Raw genomic sequence first — 19,381 nt, 5'->3', positions numbered from 1 at the left:
GCCCGGTCGTGCAAAGCAGGTCGAGCCGCCGTCGCTCAGCTCACCCCGGCTCGCGCCCCGGGATCTCCGGCCGCACGCGCACGCTCTTCCACCGCGCGAGTTGCACGAGCCCGGCAGGGGCGCCGCGCGGCTTGCTCACGTCGGCGACGCGGCAAACGTGGACCTCGACCTTGGCGGCGCCCCGCGCCTTCGAGTACCACGCGGCGGCCGCGGCGGCGCGCTCGACCACCTCGCGCGGGACCTCCACGCGCTCCGGATTGCGCACGATCACGTGGCTGCCCGGCGTGCCGCCGGCCACGTGCAGCCAGAGGTCGTGCGGCTCGGCCACCTCGAAGGTGAGCGCGTCGTTGTCCTCGTCGCCGCGGCCGATGAGCACCTCGAAGCCATCGATCGTGAGCGTGCGGTACGGCCGCCCCTTGCTGCCCATCCCGGCCCTCCGCCGTCAGTTGGTCGCGGCGCCGGCGCCCGGCCGCGCGGGCCGCGCAGGGGCGGCCGCCTCGGTCTTCACCTCGGCGGCGAGCCACGCGAGCAGGTCCCGCACGACCTCCTCGCGGTTGATCTCGTTCAGCATCTCGTGGCGCCCGCCGGCGTAGAACCGCGGCGTCACCCGGCGGAGGCCGGCGGCGCGGTACGCCTCGATCATCTGGCTGACGCCCCTGAGCGGACCGCCGACCGGATCGCGGGAGCCGGAGAAGACGTAGAGGGGCAGATCCTTCGGGATCCGCGCCTGCCGCTCGGGCCGCGCGATCTCCACCATCGCGTCGAGCAGGTCGACCCACAGCGACGTCGTCGCGGGGAAGCCGCAGTGGGGATCGGCCATGTACCCGTCGACCTCGGCGCGATCGCGAGAGAGCCAGTCGAAGGACGTGCGCGTCGGCGCGAACAGCTTGTTGAAGCCGTCGAAGCTCATCGACTGGAGGACCCGGCTCTTGCCGCGCTCGCCCAGGCGCCGCCGCTCCGCCCGCGCGAGGAGCCGGCCCGCGTCCACGAGCGCGCTCGGCTTGCCCGAGGCGCCCGAGAGCACCGCGCCCTGGATCGCGCCCCCGTGCTCGATCAGGTACTCCTGCGCGAGCGAGGAGCCCATGCTGTGGCCGAAGAGCACGACCGGCCGGCCCGGGTGCGCCTCCTGCTCCCGGGCGATGAGCTGCGCGAGATCGCGGACGACCCGCTGGAACCCGCCCTCGCTCGCGAAGAAGCCGAGCTCGCCGCTCCCGCGCGCCGTCCTGCCGTGGCCGCGGTGGTCGTTCGCGTAGACGGCCCACCCGGCGGCGCAGAGCGCCTGCGCGAGGCGCGCGTAGCGGCCCGCGTGCTCGGACATGCCGTGGGCGATGTGGAAGATGCCGCGCGCGCCCTCGTCCGGGAGCCAGCGGTACACGAAGAGCTCTCGACCGTCGTCCGCCTGAAACGTGAAGGTGTCCGCGGGCATCGGGAGCGGACCCTACCACCGCTCCGCGCGCGACTGACCACGATTCTCGATGCTTCCGCGCCGAAAGGAGTTTTCGGTACGGTCCTCCGTGGCATGAGGTTCGCACGACGCTCGGGACCATGTCCGAGCGCCGATCGTTGCCCGTGCTCTCGTTGCGCGACACCGTGCTCTTCCCTGGGATAGCGACGCCCATCACGGTCGGACGGCTCAAGACGCTCCGCGCGGTGGAGGCCGCCCTCCGGATGGAGGGAGAAGACAAGCGCATCTTCGCAGTCGCCCAGCGCGACGCCGCCGAGGAGCCCACCGCGGGCGGCCTCTTCTCGATCGGCGTGATCGCCCGCATCACCCAGGTGCAGCGCTTCGGCTCGGGCCTCCAGCTCGTGCTCTACTGCGAGCGGCGAGCGGCCGCGCCCCGCTACACCGAGGCCGACGGCGTGATCCGCGCCCCGGTCATCGAGCTCGCCGATCTCCCCCTCCGTCCAGAGGAGGAAAGCGCCCTGGAGGCGCTCTCCCGCGAGGTGCGCGAGCGCGCCGTCGAGTACGGCCGCCACCGCGGCGCGCCGGAGGACGTGCTCAAGCAGTTCGCCGGCAGCATGTACGGCCCGGCCGAGCTCGTGAACCACATCGCCTTCTATCTGGACCTCTCGACCCCCGAGAAGCAGGCGCTGCTCGAGATCCTCTCGACGGAAGAGCGGATGCGCAGCCTCGCGCTGCACCTCTACCGACAGATCGGGATCGTGGAGACCCAGGAGAAGATCCGGACGACCGTCGAGGAGGAGCTCGGCGAGCGGCAGCGGGAGATCTACCTGCGCGAGCAGCTGCGCGCGATCCAGAAGGAGCTCGGCGAGGAGGACGACGAGAACGCCGCGGCACGTCTGGAGCACAAGCTGCAGCGGGCGAATCTCCCGGCGGAGATCCTGCAGGAGGCCCGGCGCGATCTGGCGCGGCTGCGGCGCATGGGACGGGAGACATCGCCCGAGGCGCAGGTGCTGATGACCTGGCTCGAGTGGGTGGCGGATCTGCCCTGGAACCAGCGGACCGACGACCACGTCGATCTCGATCGGGCGCGGGCGATCCTCGACGAGGATCATCACGGCCTGGGCGACGTGAAGGACCGGGTGCTCGAGTTCCTGGCCGTCCGCAAGCTGCGCGTCGAGCAGGCGCGGGGCGAGGGCGAGCGGAGCCGCGCGGTGTCCCGCGGCCCGATCCTGCTCTTCCTCGGTCCGCCCGGGACCGGCAAGACGTCCATCGCGGAGTCGATCGCGCGTGCGCTCGGGCGCAAGTACGTCCGCGTCTCGCTGGGCGGGGCGCGCGACGAGGCGGACATCCGAGGCCACCGTCGCACCTACGTGGGCGCGATGCCGGGCCGCATCCTCCAGGGGATCAAGCGCGTGGGCTCGAAGAACCCGGTGATCGTCCTCGACGAGGTCGACAAGCTCGGCGCCTCTTTCCAGGGCGATCCCGGCGCCGCGCTGCTCGAGGTGCTCGATCCGGCGCAGAACGACGGCTTCGTCGATCACTACCTCGGCCTGCCGTTCGACCTGTCCGAGGTGCTGTTCATCTGCACGGCGAACTTCCGCGAGACGATCCCGGCCCCGCTGTTCGACCGGATGGAGACCGCGCTGTTCGCCGGATACACGGAGCAGGAGAAGCACGAGATCGCCCGGAAGTACCTGCTCCCCCGCCAGCGAAAGGAGTGCGGGCTGCGCGAGGATCAGCTGCGCGTGACGAGCGCCGCGCTCGGCGAGATCATCAGCGGATACACGCGCGAGGCGGGCGTACGGCAGCTCGAACGGACGCTCGGCGCCCTGGCGAGAAAGGCCGCGCGCCGGATCGCGGACGGCGAGAGCGAGCGGGCTGTGGTCGGCGCCGAAGCTGACGTGAAGGAATTGCTCGGTCGCGCGAAGATGCGCCTAGAGCGGAGATTGCAGCACGATCAGCCGGGTGTCGCGACCGGCATGTATTACACGCAGATGGGTGGTGACATCATGCACGTCGAGGCGAGCGTGATGCCTGGCAAGGGCGATTTCGTCCTGACGGGGCAGCTCGGCGACGTCATGAAGGAGAGCGGCCGCGCGGCGCTGAGCTACGCGCGCGCGCACGCGGCGGAGCTCGGCGTGCCGCTCGATCGGCTGCTGCGGCGCGACGTTCACATCCACGTTCCGGCGGGGGCGGTGCCCAAGGACGGTCCGAGCGCGGGCGTGACGATGGCGGTGGCGCTCGTGAGCGCCCTGTCGGGCAGGCCGGTGCGGAGCGACATCGCGATGACCGGGGAGATCACGCTGCGCGGGACGGTGCTGCCGATCGGGGGGATCAAGGAGAAGGTGCTGGGAGCCCACCGGGCGGGGATCTTCGAGATCCTGATCCCGGCGGACAACGAGGCGGATCTCGACGATCTGCCCGCCGAGGTGCGGAGCTCGCTGGAGTTCTACCTGGTGAGCACGCTCGACGAGGCGATCGCGCTCTGCTTGCGGCTCCGCACGATCCGCCTGGAGCCGCCCGACGAAATGCCGCACGCGCGGGCGTCCTGAGGCCGGGGCGCGGGCGGCGCGCGGGCGAGGCGATGGCGCGCCGGCCTCCGGCCGATGAAGAGCCCTCTCTCGAGGCGCGCGTTCTGGAACCGGCTCAGCGGCGGTCGGCGCCGCCGGCGCTGGCTGCAGCGGCCCCTCGCCACTCGGTCAGCCCGGCGGAATCCTCGACGATGGCCTGGAAGCTCCGCAGCTTCCCGGCGTCACGCATCCCGACACGGATGGAGAAGCCCGGATCGTCGGGGCGCCGGTAGAGCAGGATGGCCGCGTCTTCCCGCTCGAACAGGAGGCAGCGCCGCGCATACGGCAGCCGCGTGAACCCCAGCCGCTCGAAGATCACGGCCGCGTCCTCGGCGCTCGGAGGCGCGCCCGCCGGCCCGTTCGCGGAGAGATGCTCGGCGCGGTGAGGGAAGGTCGGGAGGTGGACGTTCCTCATGGCCAGCACGAAGAGCATCTCCCGGAGGCTCACGAACCGCCGGGTGAGGCGCGTCTTCCACGTCTGCTCGCCGAAGGGAAAGCGGACCACCTGGCAGTCCTCGGCCCCGGACGGGGCGTCGAGATCGAGGAAATAGTGCTGCCCATCCGGGGAAGCGTCGCCGAAGACATAGAGAAAGCGGCGCGGCGGCATCCATGGGGCCAGGTCATAGAGCTCCGCGATCCTGGAAGGATGGTACTCGTGAAGGCCCTCGAGCATCGGACCGCCCTCGGCGCCCATCGCCACCGCAAAGGATCGGTAGAAGCCCGGGCAAGGGCGGCCGAAGCGGTCCTCGAGCTCGTCGAGCCGCCAGTCGTAGACGCCCTGGACCCGGCCGCGGTACCCCGGCGCGTAGCGGTCGAGGAGCGAGAGGAGCTCTTCCATCGCTCAGGCACACTCCGCGTGGTTATTGCAGAGCATCTCCGGGACGAGCGCCTGGCAGGTCTCGCACGAGGGCACCGACTCTTCGTGCTGGAACTCCTGCAGGCCCCGCTTGCTCTCTCCGTCTTTCGTCTTCGTGTACGTGACCTTGACGAGCTTGCCGAGGGGCGAATACCACTTCTCCGACATGGTCTTGACCTTGTGTCCCCCCGCGCCTCCCGCCTGGAGGAGCTTGGGAGCGGCGCAGTCCCAGACATTGCGGTCCATCTTCTCGAGGGCGCTCTTCTGTCGTTCGCTCTGCGTGAAGCCGTCGACGAGCTCGAACGTCCTGGTGGCCTTCACGGCGTCCTTGAAGCCGGGTGTGACCTCGCCGGAGGCGGCCGCGAGCATCTTGGGGCTCTTGTCGCACTTGCAGATACACGCCCCGATCATATAGGATTTCGTGTACGTGCCGGATTTCTCGTCCTCACCGAGGACAGGGGACATCTCCGCGAGTTTTTTGTTGATCTCGCGGAGCTCCTTCGAGAAGGCCTCGGTCGCGATCTCGGCCTCTTTCCTGATGGCCTTGATCTCGCCCTCCTTCTTCAGGACCTCTTTGTTGGCGTCGTTGTAGGCCTTGCCGAGCTTGGCCTTGTCCTCCGCGGGCGCCTTCTGGAGGGCCACCAACGCGGATGCGGCGGTGTCCTTCAGCTTCTTCAACGTCTCGCTCTCGTTGTCGGCCTTCAGCTCGAACACGGCCCGCTTCTCCCGCCGTTCCTCCAGGAGGCCGAGGTACTTGCGCAGGAGCGCCTCTTGCGCGCGGAACCTGTCCCGGAGCTCCTTGAAGAGGGCGAGCAGCGTCTCCACGACAGCGCTCGTCTCGTGAACCCGGTGGTTGTCGATCGACTCCCCGCACACAGCGCACGGCGCGTCGTCGCCATAGGCCAGCCCCGTGCTTCCGTTCGAGATGAACGCCGTGTTGAAGGTGTTGCCGTTGTGCAGGGCCGGGTCGAGGAAGCGCGCGACGCCCTTGCCCTCCACCTTCACGTCCATGCTCGACCCGCTCCAGGTCAGCTTGCCCTTGATCTTCGACGAGATGACGCCCCCGGCCGCCCCCGGCTCGTCGCCCGTGCTCGTGCTGAGCTCCGAGCTCTCCAGGGCCACGGGGTTGCCCGCGATGCTCGTCTGCTTGCTGCCCTTGGCGAGCATCGCGTCCTGCGCCGTGTTCACGAACGGCGTGGGCACCGGGCCGGCCGGCGTGGGCACCTTGCAGACGTCCGGCGGCGCCGCGATGTGCGTGAGGCCGTCGCCCTGATGCAGGACCAGCCGGCCATTCGCAAAGACGTTGCTCATCGCCCCTCTCCTCCGTCGGCGCCCCCGAAGACCGCTTCCACAACGCAGGCCCCCACGCGCCCCCCGCGGCCCCGCCCGCCGTCCGCGCTGCCGTACACGAGCGTGCGCGGCGCCCGCCCCGCCGCCTGCGCCCGCCTCCGCCGCCGGTGGAGCGCCGCGGCCAGCATCACCGGCGCGGCGCCCGCGCCCGCGTCGCCCAGCCACTCGCCCGCCGCGCGCAGCGCGAGCGGCTCCGGCATCAGCGCGGCGTTGCGCAGGTACGCGCGCGAGAGCTCCGTCGCCCAGAACGACTCGCCCGGCTGGCAGCTCATCACCTCGTCCACGCGCCGCGCCCCCGCCGCCTCGTCCCCCCGGAGCGCGCGGAGCACGCCCGTGAGCCCGTCGGCCGCGCTCGGCACCCGCGACGCGAACGGCGCAGGCTCGGCCCCGAGCGCGACGCCCAGCACCACGCCCAGCGCCTCGAGGCCCATCGCCGCGGCCCCGGGGCGCGCCACGACGACAAAACCCGCCGCCTCCCCCGGGATGCGCCCGTCGCGGTTCTGCGCGGAGAGGTGCAGCCGCGCCGCCGAGAGCGCCGAGAGCGAATCCGCGTCGCAGAGCGAGTCGACGGCGCCCACCACCGCCATGGAACCGACCCGACCCGCGCGCAGGTCCCCGAGCGCCGCGGAGAGCGCCTCGAAGAAAGCCGCGCGCCCGCCGTCGAACGCCCCGGTCAGCACGAGCGCGCCCCCCGCCTGCCCCGGCGGCGCGGCCTGGAGCGCGGCCAGGAGCGACTCGCGCGCCACCGGCGCGCCCAGCCCCGGCTCCGGCAACCCGAGGTAGAGCGGCACCCGCCCCGTCGGGGAGGCCTTGAGCCGCTCCCGCACCCCGTCCAGCGCAGCGCGGCCGAGCGCGATCATCCGCTCCGTGCGGGTGGACGACGGATCGAGCGTCGAGAGCCGCGACGCGCGCACCGGCTCGCCGTGGGCGCCCCGCTCCGCGGTCTCGGCGAAGCGGGCGAGCCCCGCCCGCATCGACGCGAGCGTCATCGCCTCGGTCGTCCCGACCGGCGTGCACAGCCCGAGGCCCACGACGCGCTCGCCGCTCACGGCGCGTGCTCCCACGGCTCCAGCAGGCGGACGGTGGTGCCCTCGTGCCCGGCGAGCTCGCGGTGGGCCGCGAACGTCGCGCGGTAGACGAGCGAGACGCGCCGCTCGTCCGGCTCCAGGTAGACAGCGTCGAGCGTCATCAGCCGCCGCTCCATGCGCCGCGCGAAGGCGCACTTCGCGACCACCCGGCACACGGGCAGCGAGAACGCGATCGGGCCGTCCGGCGAGACGCCGTCGAGGAGGACCGGCTCGCCGCCGCGGAGCCGCGGCGAGGCAGAGAGGCCGCGCGGCGCCGCCTGGAAGAAGCGCTCATCGAAATCGGCAGGCCAGAGCGGGGCGCGCCGCTCGACCCACGCCGCATCGTACGTGCCCGCGAGCCCGAGGCGCGGCTGCCAGCTCCGGGCCACCGGGCCGAAGCCGCACGGCGCAGGCCGGTCCGACCAGCCCTCGATGAGCGCGTCGGGGTCCTCGATGAACGGCAGCGGGCGGCCCTGCGCGTCGCGCTCGCTCGCATGGAGGCCCATGCCCACCGGGTTGCGCGCGTCGTACGCGCCGGCCGCCGCCCCGCCGAAGCTCTGCTCGTAACGGAGCGGCATCGACCTGAAGGGCTCCGGGCTCGAGGGGGAGAGCCCCGCCCTGCCTCGCTGCCAGACGCGCGCGCCGAAGACCAGCGCCCGCTTCTCGAGCCGGCCCACCCGGACCGCGACCTGCGCCGTGGCCGCCCGCCTCCCCCCGGCGGTCCATGCATGGCCATGGAGCAGCACGTCCGTCATCGGGCGCGTGTACGCGGCCTCCGATTCATAGCGAAGGCTCGACGCCCCGGGCTCGCCCCAGTACGCGTCGACCGCGCGCGGCGCGGGCTGCTCGTCGCAGAGGCGCAGCGGCCCGGCGGCGGGCCGCCCCGGCGCGGGCAGGACGAAGCTGCCGGCGACGACGACGACGAGACATTCCGCGCCATCCCGGGTGAGCGAGGGGAAATCGGCGGCCGCGAACGGGGTGAGGTTGTCGAGGGCGGGCATCCAGCCAGTGACCGAGGATGATTTCAGACTCGCCGGCCCACGACAAGCCGCTCGACACCGCCCCGCACGAACCATGTATCATCGGGCCGCTCGCGTGCGCGCGCTCCCGTGCGCTCGCCTCTCGGGAGGAGCGGGACCCGTGCACACATTCCAGATCGAAGGGGTCGACGAAGATCTCCGGGTCGTCCGCTTCGAGGGGCAGGAGGCCGTCTCCGAGCTCTTCCGGTTCGATATCACGCTCGTGAGCCGCGCGGGCGAGCTCGCCCTCGACAGCGCGGTCGGCAAGCGCGCGTCGCTCACCTTCAGCGTCAGCGAGGACGTCCGCCACGTCCACGGGATCGTCGCCCATTTCGAGCTGGGAGAAGAGGGGAAGAAGCTCACCACCTACAGGGCCGTGCTGGTGCCCGACGTCTTTCGCCTGCTCCACCGGCGCGACAGCCGCATCTTCCAGGAGCTCTCGGTCCCCGACATCCTGAAGAAGGTCTTCGACGCCGCCGGCGTCGCCCCGGGCGAACGCCGCTTCTCGCTCCAGAAGAGCTACGCGCCCCGCGAGTATTGCGTGCAGTACCGCGAGACCGACTGGGCGTTTGCCTGCCGGCTGATGGAGGAAGAGGGCATCGCCTACTGGTTCGATCACGACGCGAGCGCACACGCGCTCGTGCTCTGCGACGCCCCCTCGGCCCACCCCCCGATCGACGGCGAGGCGACGATCGTGTTCCGCCCCCCGCTCGGCGCGCTCGTCAGCGGCGAGCACGTCTCCCGCTTCCGCTACGCCGAGCAGGTCCAGCCCGGCAAGATCACGCTGCGCGACTACAACTTCAAGAAGCCGGCGCTCTCGCTGGAGAGCTCCGAGCAGGGCGAGCGCGACGACGACCTCGAGATCTACGATCACCCCGGCGATTACGACGCGCCGGGCGCGGGGCGGGAGCGCGCGCGCGTCCGCCTGGAGGAGCTCGCGGCGAAGCGCCGCATCGCCGAGGGCGAGGCTGCTTGCCCCCGCCTGCTCGCCGGCCGCACGTTCACGCTCGCCGAGCACCCGCGCGACGACGTGAACCAGGCTTACCTCCTCGTCCGCGTCGAGCACAGCGGCCACGAGCCCGCCATGGAAGCCGTGGCGAGCGAGGACAGGCCGCCCTGTGAGACCCGGTTCCAGGCCATCCCCGCCGACGTCCCGTTCCGCCCGCCGCTCGTCACCCAGAAGCCCGCGATCAAGGGCATCCAGACCGCGATCGTCACCGGCCCCGCGGGCGAGGAGATCTACACGGACGAGCACGGGCGCATCAAGGTGCAGTTCCACTGGGACCGGCAGGGCAAGCGGGACGAGCGCAGCTCGTGCTGGATCCGGGTGAGCCAGACGTGGGCCGGCGGCGCGTGGGGCGCGGTCGTCCTGCCGCGCATCGGCCACGAGGTCGTGGTCGATTTCATCGAGGGCGACCCGGATCGCCCGCTCGTCGTCGGCAGCGTCTACCATGGCGCCAACGTGCCGCCGTACCCGCTGCCCGCCGAGAAGACGAAGAGCACCCTCAAATCGAACAGCTCGCCCGGCGGCGACGGCTTCAACGAGCTCCGCTTCGAGGACCGGAAGGGCTCCGAGGAGATCTTCCTCCACGGCCAGAAGGACTGGAACATCGTCGTTCGCAACGACAAGACCCAGGACATCGGCCGCGACGAGGCGCTCCACGTCGCCCGCGACAGGACGAAGCGCGTGGACAACGATCAGCGCGAGATCGTCGGCGGCCACAAGACCATCGACGTCACGAAGACGCACACCGAGAGCATCGGACAGGACGAGCGCCTCGACGTCGGCGGCGACCGGAGCGTCTCGGTGTCGGGCAGCCACGCCGAGTCGATCGGCGAGGACCAGTCGATCGACGTGGGCGGCGGCCAGAGCGTCTCGATCGGCAAGTCGGCGTCGATCTCGGTCGGCAAGAGCAAGAGCGAATCCGTCGGCGAGGCGAGCGACGAGACGGTCGGCAAGAGCAAGTCGGTGAGCGTGGACGAGGCCTACGCCATCACGGTCGGCAAGGACATGACCGTCACGGTCAGCAAGAGCGCGCGGGACGAGATCGGCGAGAACAAGGCCGTCATCGTGGGCAAAGCGCTCACCATCCAGGTCGGCGACGCGCAGATCGTGATCAAGCAGAGCGGCGACATCGTGGTGCAGGGAAAGCAGCTCGTCGTGAAGGCCGACGGCCCGATCCAGGTGGAGGGGCAGAAGCTCGCGGTGAAGTCCGGCGGCGACGTGAGCGTGCAGGCCTCGGGCAACGTGAGCGTCAAGGGCGGCAAGATCGGGATGAACTGACGGCGTGTCCGATCGAGGCCGCGGGTCGAGCAGAGGAGAGCGCATGGCGAGGCGGGCGAGCGGGAGCGGAGCGGCGGCGTGCGCCGGATCCTGGGCGGCTCGGTGCAGATCGACGGACCGCGCGGGCGTCAGCGGATGAGCTCGACCCTCGAAGCCTCGCTGTGCGAGGAGCACGCGGACCAGGCGGCGTTCCTGTGGCTCCTCCGCGATCGCGCCGCCCGGAGCGCGGCCTACGATCTCGATGATCTGGCCGGGCTCGACGACCGGCTGGAGGCGCACCTCGATGGGCTCAGGCTGGCGGGAGACGCGGGCTGGGAGGCGTGCCGCGCGCTGCTCGAGCGGGCCGAGGGGGGCGAGGTGTTCGGCGCGGCGGTCGTGGCGGTGCATCGCTGGGACCTGCGGGGGCTCGCGCGGGTCCTCGACGTGGGCGGCGGAGCGCCGGACGTGTCGCGGGGCATCGCGTCGGCGCTCGGGTGGACGTCGCTCGAGCGCGTGCGGCGCCTCCTTCCCGGGCTCGTCTCCGGCCGGTGCCCGCCGGCGCTGCAATGGCTCGGGATCGCGGCGTGCGCGGCGCACGGGGAGGACCCCGGCGCGCCGCTCGGCTACGCGCTGCTCGCGCGTGACGAGCGGCTGCGCGCGCGGGCGCTGCGGGCCGCGGGGCAGCTCGGGCGGGTCGACCTGCTCCCCGACGTGCGCGCGTCGCTCCGCGCAGGCGACGAGGCGTGCCGCTTCTGGGCGGCGTGGGCGGCGGCGCTGCTCGGCGAGAGCGCGTCCGCGCCGGTGCTCTGGGAGCTCGCGAACGGAGGCGGGCCGTTCGCGGCCGAGTCCGCGAGCATGGCGATGCGGCGGATGGACCCGGCCGTCGCGTCCACCTGGCTGCGCGCGCTGACGAGGTCCGCGCGGGATCCGCGGGCGCCTGTGGCGGCGGCGTGGGCGCTGGGCGACCCGGCGGGCGTGCCGTGGCTCCTGGAGGTCGCAGGAGATCCGGCCCTCTCGCGCCTGGCAGGTCACGCCATCGCGCTGATCACCGGGCTCGATCTGGCGGCGGAGCAGCTCGCGAGGAGGGCGCCGAGCGGCCTCCGCGCCGGGCCGACGGACGATCCGGAAGACGGGGTCGTGGCGATGGATCCGGACGAGGACCTGGCCTTTCCCGACGTCGCCGGCGTGGCGGCCTGGTGGCGCCGTCGCGCGGCGGAGTACAGGCCGGGGACACGGTACCTGCTCGGCCGGGCGATGACGCGAGAGGGGCTGGAGCAGGCGCTGCGGGAGGGCAACCAGATCGCGCGCGGGGCCGCGGCGGTGGAGCTGAGCTTGCGGGAGCGGGGGCGGGCGGTGTTCGAGGTGCGGGGGCCGGGCTTCGCGCAGCAAGAGGCGCTCGGGCAACGCGGATAGCGCGCGGCGCGCCTATCTCACGACCACCTCTCCAGGCTGCGCATCGTCCTCGCGCCGGGAGAACGCGGCGTGGTACTCCAGTGGACCGTGCACTCCGCTCGATGGCCTGTCGCGATAACGTCGCTCGGCCGCGCCTCGGCGGCGACGCTTGTCTGGCGGCTGCGGGGGCAGCGGTTCGTGACCGCGGTCGTCAAGGCGACGTTCGGGCTCGTCGCCGAGGGCACGGTGACGCTCGGCGAGCCGGACCCGATCGTGCCGGGCGAGGTGCCGGATCCCTCGGGCGTGGGGCTGCGCGCGGCGGGGGATCTGGCGCCGTACCTGCGCGAGGTGGACGTGCTGCTGACCGGACACGCCGGGGTGCCTCCGACGGTCGCGGGCGAGATCCTGGTCCGGCTGGTCGTGGTGCAGGAGGGGGCGCTGCGGCTCGACCGTTGCGTGACGCTCGACGGGCCCGCGCCGGGGGGCGAGGGGCCGAGGCGCGTGCGGGTGGACGGGATGGGGCCGCTGTCGCGCCGCTGGCCACGGCGCGAGGCGCTGCTCGGGACGGCGGATCCCGGTCGGCTCGAGGGCGTGGCGCTGGAGGTGCCCGAGGGGCTCGACTGGGGGTACTTCCAGGCGGCGCCGGCCGAGCAGCGGATGGAGAGGCTGCGAGGGGACGAGTGGGTGGTGCTGGGCGGCATGTTCGCGCAGCGCCCGCGGCTGCGGACGCAGCTCGCGGGCGCGCGGGGCGTCGCGCGGCTGTACCGGCGCGAGGAGCGGGCGCCGCGCGAGGGAGCGGCGCTGTCCCTGCGGGCCGATACCCTGCAGATCGACGCCGATCGGCGGTGCTGCTCGGTGGTGTGGCGAGGGCACGCGGCCGTGGGTGACGAGGATCTCGCGGCGCTCCGGGTCGTGGCCGGCGTGGAGCTGCCAGGCGAGGCGCTGCGGTGGGTCGACCCCTTCGTGCAGGAGGCGGGGCGAACGGCGTCGCCGCTCTCGGCGGCGTCCTTGCGCGCGACGCTGCGGCTGCCCGCCGGGGCGGCGCCGGTGGTGGGGCAGGTCGAGGACCATCCGCTCGAGGGGACGGTGGAGCCGCTGAGCGCGCGCGCGCGCAGGCCGGCGACGCCCTTCGAGTCCCTGCCCAGGCGCCCTCCGGCCGCGCTGCCCGCCAGCCCGGCGCTGCCGCGGGCGCCCGTGATCGAGGACGATCCGCTCAGAGCGACGGTGGAGGCGCTGGACCCGCCCGCGCGCAGGCCAGCGACGCCGTTCGAGTCCCCGCCCGAGCGCCCTCCGGCCACGCTGCAGGCCAGCCCGGCGCTGCCGCGGGCGCCCGTGATCGAGGACCATCCGCTCAAGGGGACGGTGGAGGCGCTGAGCCCGCCCGCGCGCGGGCCGGCGACGCCGTTCGAGGCCCCGCCCGAGCGCCCTCCGGTTGCGCCCGCGCCGCTCCCGGCGCCCGCGCCGCTCCCGGCGCCCGCGCCCGCTGCGCCCTCGATGCCCACGGCGGCAGCCCCGCCGATGCTGCCCCCGGAGCTCGCCGCCGAGCCCCCGGGCCTCGGCGACGCGTTCCTCTCCGCCATGGCCGAAGCGGGCGCCCTGCCCTGACGATCGCGCGTCCCGCCTCGGATCGCCCCTCACGTCGGGGCCTTCCTTGCGCGAGGGCAGGCTGATACGCTCGCGCGAGCCCGGGAAGGAGCATGGTGGTTTGAAGCGGCTGCTATCGCTGGGTCCGCGGCGCTTCGCGATCGAGCTCTCCGACCGCCGCGAGGGCGGCGCTGACCGGCTCGACGATCGCGCGAGGGCGGCCGCCTCGCTGCGCCAGCTCTTCGCCGAGCCGCAGAACCGCCCGGCGCTCCGGCGGCTGCTCGACGACGCCGCGCCGGCCGGCGCCGTCCACCGCCTGGCCGACGCCGACGTGCTCGACACGCTGAGCCGGCTGCTGCTGAGCGGCCGGGTGCGGCTCCGCGAGGCGCCCCTCCCCTGGCTGCCGTCCTACGGCGGCGACGCGACCAGCGTCGAGGACCAGGCGCCCGAAGGCGCCACCCCGCGCGCGCCGAGGACCGAGCTCACCTGGATCGAGATCCGCCTCATCGGCGAGGACGACAAGCCCATCCCGCGCGAGCGCTACCGGGTGGAGCTGCCCGACGGCTCGGTCCGGGAAGGGTCGCTCGACGCCGAGGGCCGCGCCCGGCTCGACGGCATCGAGGCGGGCGCGTGCCTCGTCACCTTCCCGGCGCTCGACCAGGAGGCCTGGGAGCGCGTGGGATGACCGCGCAGACTCGCGCGGCGGCCACCGAAGCCGATCTCCTCCGCCGGTGACGTCCTCATTTATCCGCCCTCGTCGGGCTCGCCGAGCACAGGCCGCTGCGCGACGCCGGGCAGGCCGAGCAGCTGGGGGAACTGCCCCATCAGGTGTGCAGCTTCGCGGTCTGGCAGCTCTCCTCCTCGAGCCGCGGATCCGGGACGACCACCTTGTCGACGCCGGAGACCCGCGTGAACGGGTCGCTCCGGAGACGGCCCATTCGGATCAAAAGCCCCAATGTCCCCCCGGGAAGTCAAGCGCCCGGCCCGCTCGGCAGCCGGGACGGGGGGCGCGCTGGCCACGGCGCGCGCCTCAGGTGGGCGGCTGGGAGGCCTGCGCGCCTTCGCCGCCGAGCGCGTCGGCCAGCGCGGCGGCGGCGGCGGCGGCGAAGGCGTCGAGCGTGGCGGGCTCGCTCCAGCGCGTGGCCTCGCGGGCGTCGAGCGCGTGGTGGGTCTCGACGAGGATGGAGGGCATCGAGGGGCGGCGCAGGACGAAGATCCGCTGTTCCTGGGGCCGCCGGTCGACGAAGACGCCTGGCTGGGCGGCGTCCGGGGAGTACAGGCCGCTGTAGCCGGCGCCGCTGTAGGGCAGGAGGCCCGCTTCCTCCATGCGCCGGGCGAAGGCGCGGGCGAGGGCGAGCCGGCGGGCGCCGAGGGCCGGGTCCCCCTCGTCGGACCAGAGCACCGCGAACCCCGGCGCGGCGAGGCTCAGCGGGCACGTGCGGCCTTTCACGGGCGACCACGTGTCGATCTTGCCGCGCACGTCCGAGTGCAGGCTGACGAAGGCCTCGGCGCCCCACCGGGCGGCGTCCTCGACGCGCACCGGGTAGGGCAACGGCCGGTCGACGGTCCTGCCCACGCGCGCCTCGAAGCGCCCCGTGGCGTTGAGCCGCTCGGCGAGCGCGTGCGCCGCGGAGAGCGTGAAGTCCTGCTCCTCGACGCAGAAGCAGGAGACGTTGCCTGTGTTGCCCGGGGCGCCGTGGCCCGCGTCGAGGTAGATGCGGCGGACCCCGAACTCCGGCGGGAACACGGCGGAGGGGGCGACGATGCGGGCTCCCGGGAAGGGCCACCCGCTCGGCGCGATCGGCAGCTTGAGGGCGCGCCGCGCCGCGGTGTCGCGCGGAGCGCCGGGGGCGAGCGCCCGTGAAAGGGCGGCGGCGCCGGCGGCGCCGGCGAGACCGAGGACGAGCTTCCTGCGCGAGATCACCGCGGCTCCGCTTGCTATCAAAAGCGGGGTGCGGCGTCAGGTTCTCGGCAAACCCACCTGGAGGAGGTGGCCGGGATCGCCGTGCGCAATGCCGATCGACATCCCGAGATCGCCCCGGACGCCCGCACGATCGTGCCCCGGCGCGCCCCTCCGCGCCTCGGCTGGAATCCCCGCTACTGGCCCGACGTGTAGCAGACCTCGAGCTTCGGCCGGTTGGCGACGTTCACTTGCTCGCTCGACCGGATGTCGGTCCGGCCGCTCACATCCTGGAGCGCGACGCCGTAGTTCGGCTGGGATCCATCGACCCAGGTCTGGACGAGGGCCGCCACGTTGGCGGTCGCGACGGCGTCCGCGGCGACGGTGGTGATCGTGGCCTCGACGGCCGCGTTGTACCCGGAGAAGTTGCCGGCGTGGAGGGTCGACTCCTGCCAGGGGCCGTTCACGCGGTGCACCTCGATGACGCCGGCGCTCGCCTTCCACGTGTGCGAGAGCGAGAGGATCGCCGAGTCGATGTCGGCGCCCGCGGGGATGAACGACAGATCGAAGGACAGCACGCCCGGCTGCTCGCCCTCCGGCAGCGTGTTGGTGACGACGTACGGGTAATCGCCGTAAGGCCACGAGACCCCGGGCTGGATATGCGCATCCTGCACGGTCCCGTAGGTGCCGCGCTGCACGACGACGCACTGGGAGGACGGGGGCTCGCAGGCGTCGCCGATGCCGTCGGCGTCGGCGTCGGCCTGGGAGGGGTTGGCCAGCGCCGGGCAGTTGTCGCACGAGTCGAAGACCCCGTCCTGATCCGTATCGGCGGCGACCACCCTGACATGATCGAGGAGCGTCCCCTGGCCGTTCGAGATGCCCAGATCGTTGAACTGGAGGCGCGTCGTCGTGCCGGAGGCCACGAGGGTATAGGTATAGTTGACCCATGTGGAGCTGGCGGTCGTGAGCGTGGCCACCGCCTGGCCGCCCCAGACGACGCCGAGCACGTTCTGGCTCGCGTTGGTGCCGGGGCGCGCGGCGAAGGCGAACCGGAGCTGGTATGTCGCTCCCGGGATGGTCGTGAGATTCTGGTAGATGCCGCTCGAGGTGTCGGCGTCCAGCTCGGCGTGCTGGCTGCCGTGCGCGGGGCTCATGCCGTTCGAGTGGTCATGGATCTGGATCTGACCATAGGCAGCCTGCCAGCCGGAGATCGAGCTGTACAGCGACGACGAGCCGTTCGACACGTTCGGCGTTTCGAAGCTGCCGTTCGTGACGATGTCGCCGGAGGGCAGCACCGAGCAGGAGACGAGCGCCGCCGCGCCCTCGCCGATGGCCTCTTCGTTGTCGTCATGCGGCTCGGGTGCCGCCATGCAGCCGGAGATCATCAAGGCGAGCGCGAACGCAGAGATCGACGGATAGGTGGTTCTCATGGGAGAGCTCCTCGTTGGGGCGCCGGCATAGCTGGCGCCATGCAGTACGGCGACCTGCCGCACGCTGTGGATTCAAAAATACTTTTTCGATGCGTAAGCGATGTGTAAACGATGCGTAAACGATGCGTAAACGATGCGTAAACGATGCTTGAGAAGAGATTGCTTGGCCCGGAGGCGGCTCGCGGAAGGCTCTATCCGTCGACCAGCGCTTGCAGCATGCACGACACGCCGGGACGGCCGTTACGAGGCGCTCGCCTCCCGGATCGTGGCCGACTCGAGCTCCCCGGTCCCAGGAGGATCTCGCCCCCTGAGGCGGTGAGGGTCGTCGCCGGCCAGGCGATCGATGGAAGGAGTCGTGCGACCCCGGTCACGAGAGATTCTTGGAGCTGCCAGCCGTAGGGCTGTCTCGTTATATCATGAAATGGGCGCGCGGATCATCCTCTTTCGCATCATCGACCACATCGGCGACAAAGCTCGCCCCTCGGGTCTCATGACAAAAGGCACCATAGAGGGCGCCGTGGGCGCCGAGGGAAGAGGAGGGATAAAAAAAATTCTCCCCTCTCCTCTTCGCGCTGTGTTCCCTCTGTGCCTCGGAGGTTCAATTTCCCCCGTCACGGAAGCGGGCGACGGCGCGACGGCGGGTCGCGGCCCTCGGGAGCGAGGGTCCGCGCGCCGGGTCGGCGATCGGCCTGCTCGCGTCGCGTCGCGTCGCGTCGCGTCGCGTCGCGTCGCGCCGCGTCGGGAGGCTGCGCGAGGTGCCAGGATCGCGCGTCGTGACGGTGAGCAGCGTCGCGCATCGGCAGGCCGACATCTCCTTCGACGATCTGCAGAGCGGGCGGGCGTTCCGGGGGTTCTCCGTGTACGGGCAGTCCAGGCGCGCGAACCTGCTGTTCACCTACGAGCTCCAGCGCCGGCTCGCGGCGGCCGGCGCGAAGACGATCGCGCTGGGGGCTCACCCGGGCGGGTCGCATACAGAGATCACGCGGAGCGCGCCTGGGTTGTTTCGCGGACTGAGCCAGCTCGCCTCGCGGCTCGGGCTCGGCCTCGGGCAGAGCGCCGCGATGGGGGCCCTCGCGTCACTGCGAGCGGCCGTCGATCCGGGCGCGAGGGGGAGGAGAGTACTACGGGCCGACAGGGCCGTTCGGGATGACGGGGTTTCCGGTGCGGCACGCGTCGAGCGCACGGTCGTATGACGAGGGCGCGCAGCGGCGGCTCTGGGAAGAGTCCGAGCGGCTCACCGGGGTGAGGTATCCCCTCGGACGGAGACGAGGCGCCCTGTCGACCGGCGGATCGAACGGCCAGGTCTGCTCACCTCTCGCCCGCTCGCCGCTCACGCAGCTCACGCAAGGGGAGCAGCAGCCCGAGAAAGACGACCGAGATCGCGGTCCCCAGGGCAAACAGGCCTGCATAGCCGAGCCGCTGGGCGAGCGTGCCCGACAGCCACACCGCAGGCGACTTCCCGAGCACCTCGACGCTCGCCAGCAGCGTGTAGTGCGTCGCGCCGACCGTTCGACGGACGCGCGACATCATGAAGGCAAACACCGCGGTCGTGAGGGCGCCGCCGAAGAGGTGCTCGGCCACGGTGACCGCGATGACGGCCCCGGCGGTGGGTGGGCCCGCCGCGGCGAGGTACCACTCGCCCGCCATCGCGGCGGACCGGAGCGCCGAGGTCACGCCGACGGCGGCGAGCAGCGGGATGCGCTGCGACAGCAGGCCCCCCGCGAGCGAGCCGACGATCGACGCGACAAGGCCGTACGTGCCCACCCAGAGGCCGATCCGGTGCGGCGGGAAGCCGGCGTCGACGAGGAAGGGCTTGAACATCATGTCGACCATCGCCTCGCCGAGCTTGTAGGTCCCGAGGAACGCGACGACCCAGAGCGCGCCCGGCGCCCGCAGGGCGACGAGCACCGTCGCGAACACCTCGCGCAGCGAGCGGCGCGCGCGCGCCTCGACCTCGCTCGCCGGCGGCTCGCGCAGCGCGAGCGAGGCGAGCACCGACAGGAGGATGAGCGCCGCCATCGCGCCGAACTGGCCGCGCCAGCCGATCCAGGCGCTCGCCCAGACGAGCAGCCCGCCGGCGACGAGCATGCCGACCTTGTACCCGACCACCTGCGCGGCGTTCGCCAGGCCGAGCTCGCCATGACCGAGCAGGTCGATCGCGAGCCCGTCGACCGCGATGTCCTGGGTGGCCGCGAGCAGGTTCATCAGGAAGACCAGCGCGAGCAGGGCGCCGAGGTGGCGCGACGGCGGGACGAACGCCGCGGCCGCGCACGTGAGCGCGAGCAGCACGCCGAGCGGCAGGATCCACGAGCGGCGCCTGCCGAGCCGCTCCCACCCGAAGCGGTCGACGAGCGGCGCCCAGAGCGCCTTCGCCACCCAGGGGAGCGCGAGCGCCCCAGCGAAGCCCACGCCGGAGAGCGAGACGCCGCTCGCCCGCAGAAAGACGGGCAGCGCCGTCGCCTGGAAGCCGAACGGGATGCCCTGTGCGAAGTACAGCGCGCCGAGGGCGGCGATCTTGCCGGCGCGCGTTTGGTCTGCCACGACC

Annotated in this window: 15 protein-coding genes; 6 read left to right on the top strand and 9 right to left on the bottom strand. The window is 72.6% G+C overall.

Going from position 1 to position 19,381, the window contains the following annotated elements:
- Positions 1 to 40: 40 nt before the first annotated feature.
- Positions 41 to 427 (bottom strand): NFACT RNA binding domain-containing protein, encoded by a 387-nt coding sequence (locus tag WMF17_RS05495; protein WP_437648526.1) that lies wholly within the window; start codon positions 425 to 427, stop codon positions 41 to 43.
- Positions 428 to 442: 15 nt separating this feature from the next.
- Complete coding sequence (locus WMF17_RS05490; protein ID WP_437600883.1) at positions 443 to 1,426, bottom strand: lysophospholipase; 984 nt, start codon at positions 1,424 to 1,426, stop codon at positions 443 to 445.
- Between the two features lie 119 nt (positions 1,427 to 1,545).
- Between WMF17_RS05490 and lon the strand changes: the two genes are divergently transcribed.
- Positions 1,546 to 3,957 (top strand): endopeptidase La, encoded by a 2,412-nt coding sequence (gene lon, locus WMF17_RS05485; RefSeq protein WP_437648524.1) that lies wholly within the window; start codon positions 1,546 to 1,548, stop codon positions 3,955 to 3,957.
- Between the two features lie 94 nt (positions 3,958 to 4,051).
- Here the strand turns inward: lon and WMF17_RS05480 are convergent, their stop codons facing one another.
- From WMF17_RS05480 to WMF17_RS05465, 4 genes are read right to left on the bottom strand one after another with little or no spacing between them, the layout of a single operon-like run.
- Positions 4,052 to 4,813: a hypothetical protein gene (locus WMF17_RS05480; protein WP_437600881.1), complete on the bottom strand. Its 762-nt coding sequence runs from the start codon at positions 4,811 to 4,813 to the stop codon at positions 4,052 to 4,054.
- 3 nt (positions 4,814 to 4,816) lie between these two features.
- A complete protein-coding gene (locus WMF17_RS05475) occupies positions 4,817 to 6,142 on the bottom strand; it encodes a PAAR-like domain-containing protein (protein ID WP_437648522.1) in 1,326 nt (441 codons plus the stop codon).
- The gene (locus WMF17_RS05470; RefSeq protein WP_437648520.1) at positions 6,139 to 7,230 is read right to left on the bottom strand and encodes a 3-oxoacyl-ACP synthase; all 1,092 of its coding nucleotides are present in this window, start codon (positions 7,228 to 7,230) and stop codon (positions 6,139 to 6,141) included. Before WMF17_RS05470 ends, WMF17_RS05475 begins: the two co-directional genes overlap by 4 nt.
- On the bottom strand, positions 7,227 to 8,249 hold the full coding sequence (locus WMF17_RS05465; protein ID WP_437648518.1) for a DUF2169 family type VI secretion system accessory protein: 1,023 nt from the start codon (positions 8,247 to 8,249) through the stop codon (positions 7,227 to 7,229). Before WMF17_RS05465 ends, WMF17_RS05470 begins: the two co-directional genes overlap by 4 nt.
- 139 nt (positions 8,250 to 8,388) lie before the next feature.
- On the opposite strand from WMF17_RS05465, the gene WMF17_RS05460 reads away from it, so the two are divergent.
- The 4 genes from WMF17_RS05460 (at position 8,389) to WMF17_RS05445 (ending at position 14,191) form a co-directional block, all read left to right on the top strand.
- A complete protein-coding gene (locus WMF17_RS05460; RefSeq protein ID WP_437648516.1) occupies positions 8,389 to 10,551 on the top strand; it encodes a type VI secretion system Vgr family protein in 2,163 nt (720 codons plus the stop codon).
- Positions 10,552 to 10,629: 78 nt separating this feature from the next.
- Positions 10,630 to 11,943 (top strand): TIGR02270 family protein, encoded by a 1,314-nt coding sequence (locus tag WMF17_RS05455; protein ID WP_437648514.1) that lies wholly within the window; start codon positions 10,630 to 10,632, stop codon positions 11,941 to 11,943.
- 87 nt (positions 11,944 to 12,030) lie between these two features.
- Positions 12,031 to 13,527 carry a DUF2169 domain-containing protein gene (locus tag WMF17_RS05450; protein ID WP_437648512.1) on the top strand — a complete coding sequence of 499 codons (1,497 nt, stop codon included), beginning with the start codon at positions 12,031 to 12,033 and terminating at the stop codon, positions 13,525 to 13,527.
- A gap of 100 nt (positions 13,528 to 13,627) precedes the next feature.
- The gene (locus WMF17_RS05445) at positions 13,628 to 14,191 is read left to right on the top strand and encodes a hypothetical protein (RefSeq protein WP_437648511.1); all 564 of its coding nucleotides are present in this window, start codon (positions 13,628 to 13,630) and stop codon (positions 14,189 to 14,191) included.
- A gap of 345 nt (positions 14,192 to 14,536) precedes the next feature.
- Here the strand turns inward: WMF17_RS05445 and WMF17_RS05440 are convergent, their stop codons facing one another.
- Together WMF17_RS05440 and WMF17_RS05435 are read right to left on the bottom strand one after the other, a co-directional pair.
- Entirely contained in the window at positions 14,537 to 15,430 is an 894-nt protein-coding gene (locus WMF17_RS05440) for an N-acetylmuramoyl-L-alanine amidase family protein (RefSeq protein WP_437600873.1), read from the bottom strand.
- 173 nt (positions 15,431 to 15,603) lie between these two features.
- Positions 15,604 to 16,836 (bottom strand): DNRLRE domain-containing protein, encoded by a 1,233-nt coding sequence (locus WMF17_RS05435; RefSeq protein WP_437600872.1) that lies wholly within the window; start codon positions 16,834 to 16,836, stop codon positions 15,604 to 15,606.
- A gap of 773 nt (positions 16,837 to 17,609) precedes the next feature.
- Here WMF17_RS05435 and WMF17_RS05430 point away from each other — a divergent pair.
- Positions 17,610 to 18,029, top strand: coding sequence for a hypothetical protein (locus WMF17_RS05430; RefSeq protein WP_437648509.1), 420 nt, complete (start codon positions 17,610 to 17,612; stop codon positions 18,027 to 18,029).
- 115 nt (positions 18,030 to 18,144) lie between these two features.
- On the opposite strand, the gene WMF17_RS05425 is transcribed toward WMF17_RS05430, so the two are convergent.
- A complete protein-coding gene (locus WMF17_RS05425) occupies positions 18,145 to 19,377 on the bottom strand; it encodes an MFS transporter (RefSeq protein WP_437648507.1) in 1,233 nt (410 codons plus the stop codon).
- Positions 19,378 to 19,381 lie beyond the last annotated feature (4 nt).

It is taken from the genome of Sorangium sp. So ce362 (genome assembly GCF_051519845.1).
Taxonomy (GTDB): domain Bacteria; phylum Myxococcota_A; class Polyangia; order Polyangiales; family Polyangiaceae; genus Sorangium.
The sequence above is the reverse complement of the archived record's forward strand: the minus strand, read 5'-3'. Positions and strand labels throughout refer to the sequence as shown.

Coding starts and splice junctions, on each gene's coding strand:
- WMF17_RS05495 (WP_437648526.1), bottom strand. CDS start 427: ATGGGCAGCAAGGGGCGGCCGTACCGCACGCTCACGATCGATGGCTTC.
- WMF17_RS05490 (WP_437600883.1), bottom strand. CDS start 1,426: ATGCCCGCGGACACCTTCACGTTTCAGGCGGACGACGGTCGAGAGCTC.
- lon (WP_437648524.1), top strand. CDS start 1,546: ATGTCCGAGCGCCGATCGTTGCCCGTGCTCTCGTTGCGCGACACCGTG.
- WMF17_RS05480 (WP_437600881.1), bottom strand. CDS start 4,813: ATGGAAGAGCTCCTCTCGCTCCTCGACCGCTACGCGCCGGGGTACCGC.
- WMF17_RS05475 (WP_437648522.1), bottom strand. CDS start 6,142: ATGAGCAACGTCTTTGCGAATGGCCGGCTGGTCCTGCATCAGGGCGAC.
- WMF17_RS05465 (WP_437648518.1), bottom strand. CDS start 8,249: ATGCCCGCCCTCGACAACCTCACCCCGTTCGCGGCCGCCGATTTCCCC.
- WMF17_RS05435 (WP_437600872.1), bottom strand. CDS start 16,836: ATGAGAACCACCTATCCGTCGATCTCTGCGTTCGCGCTCGCCTTGATG.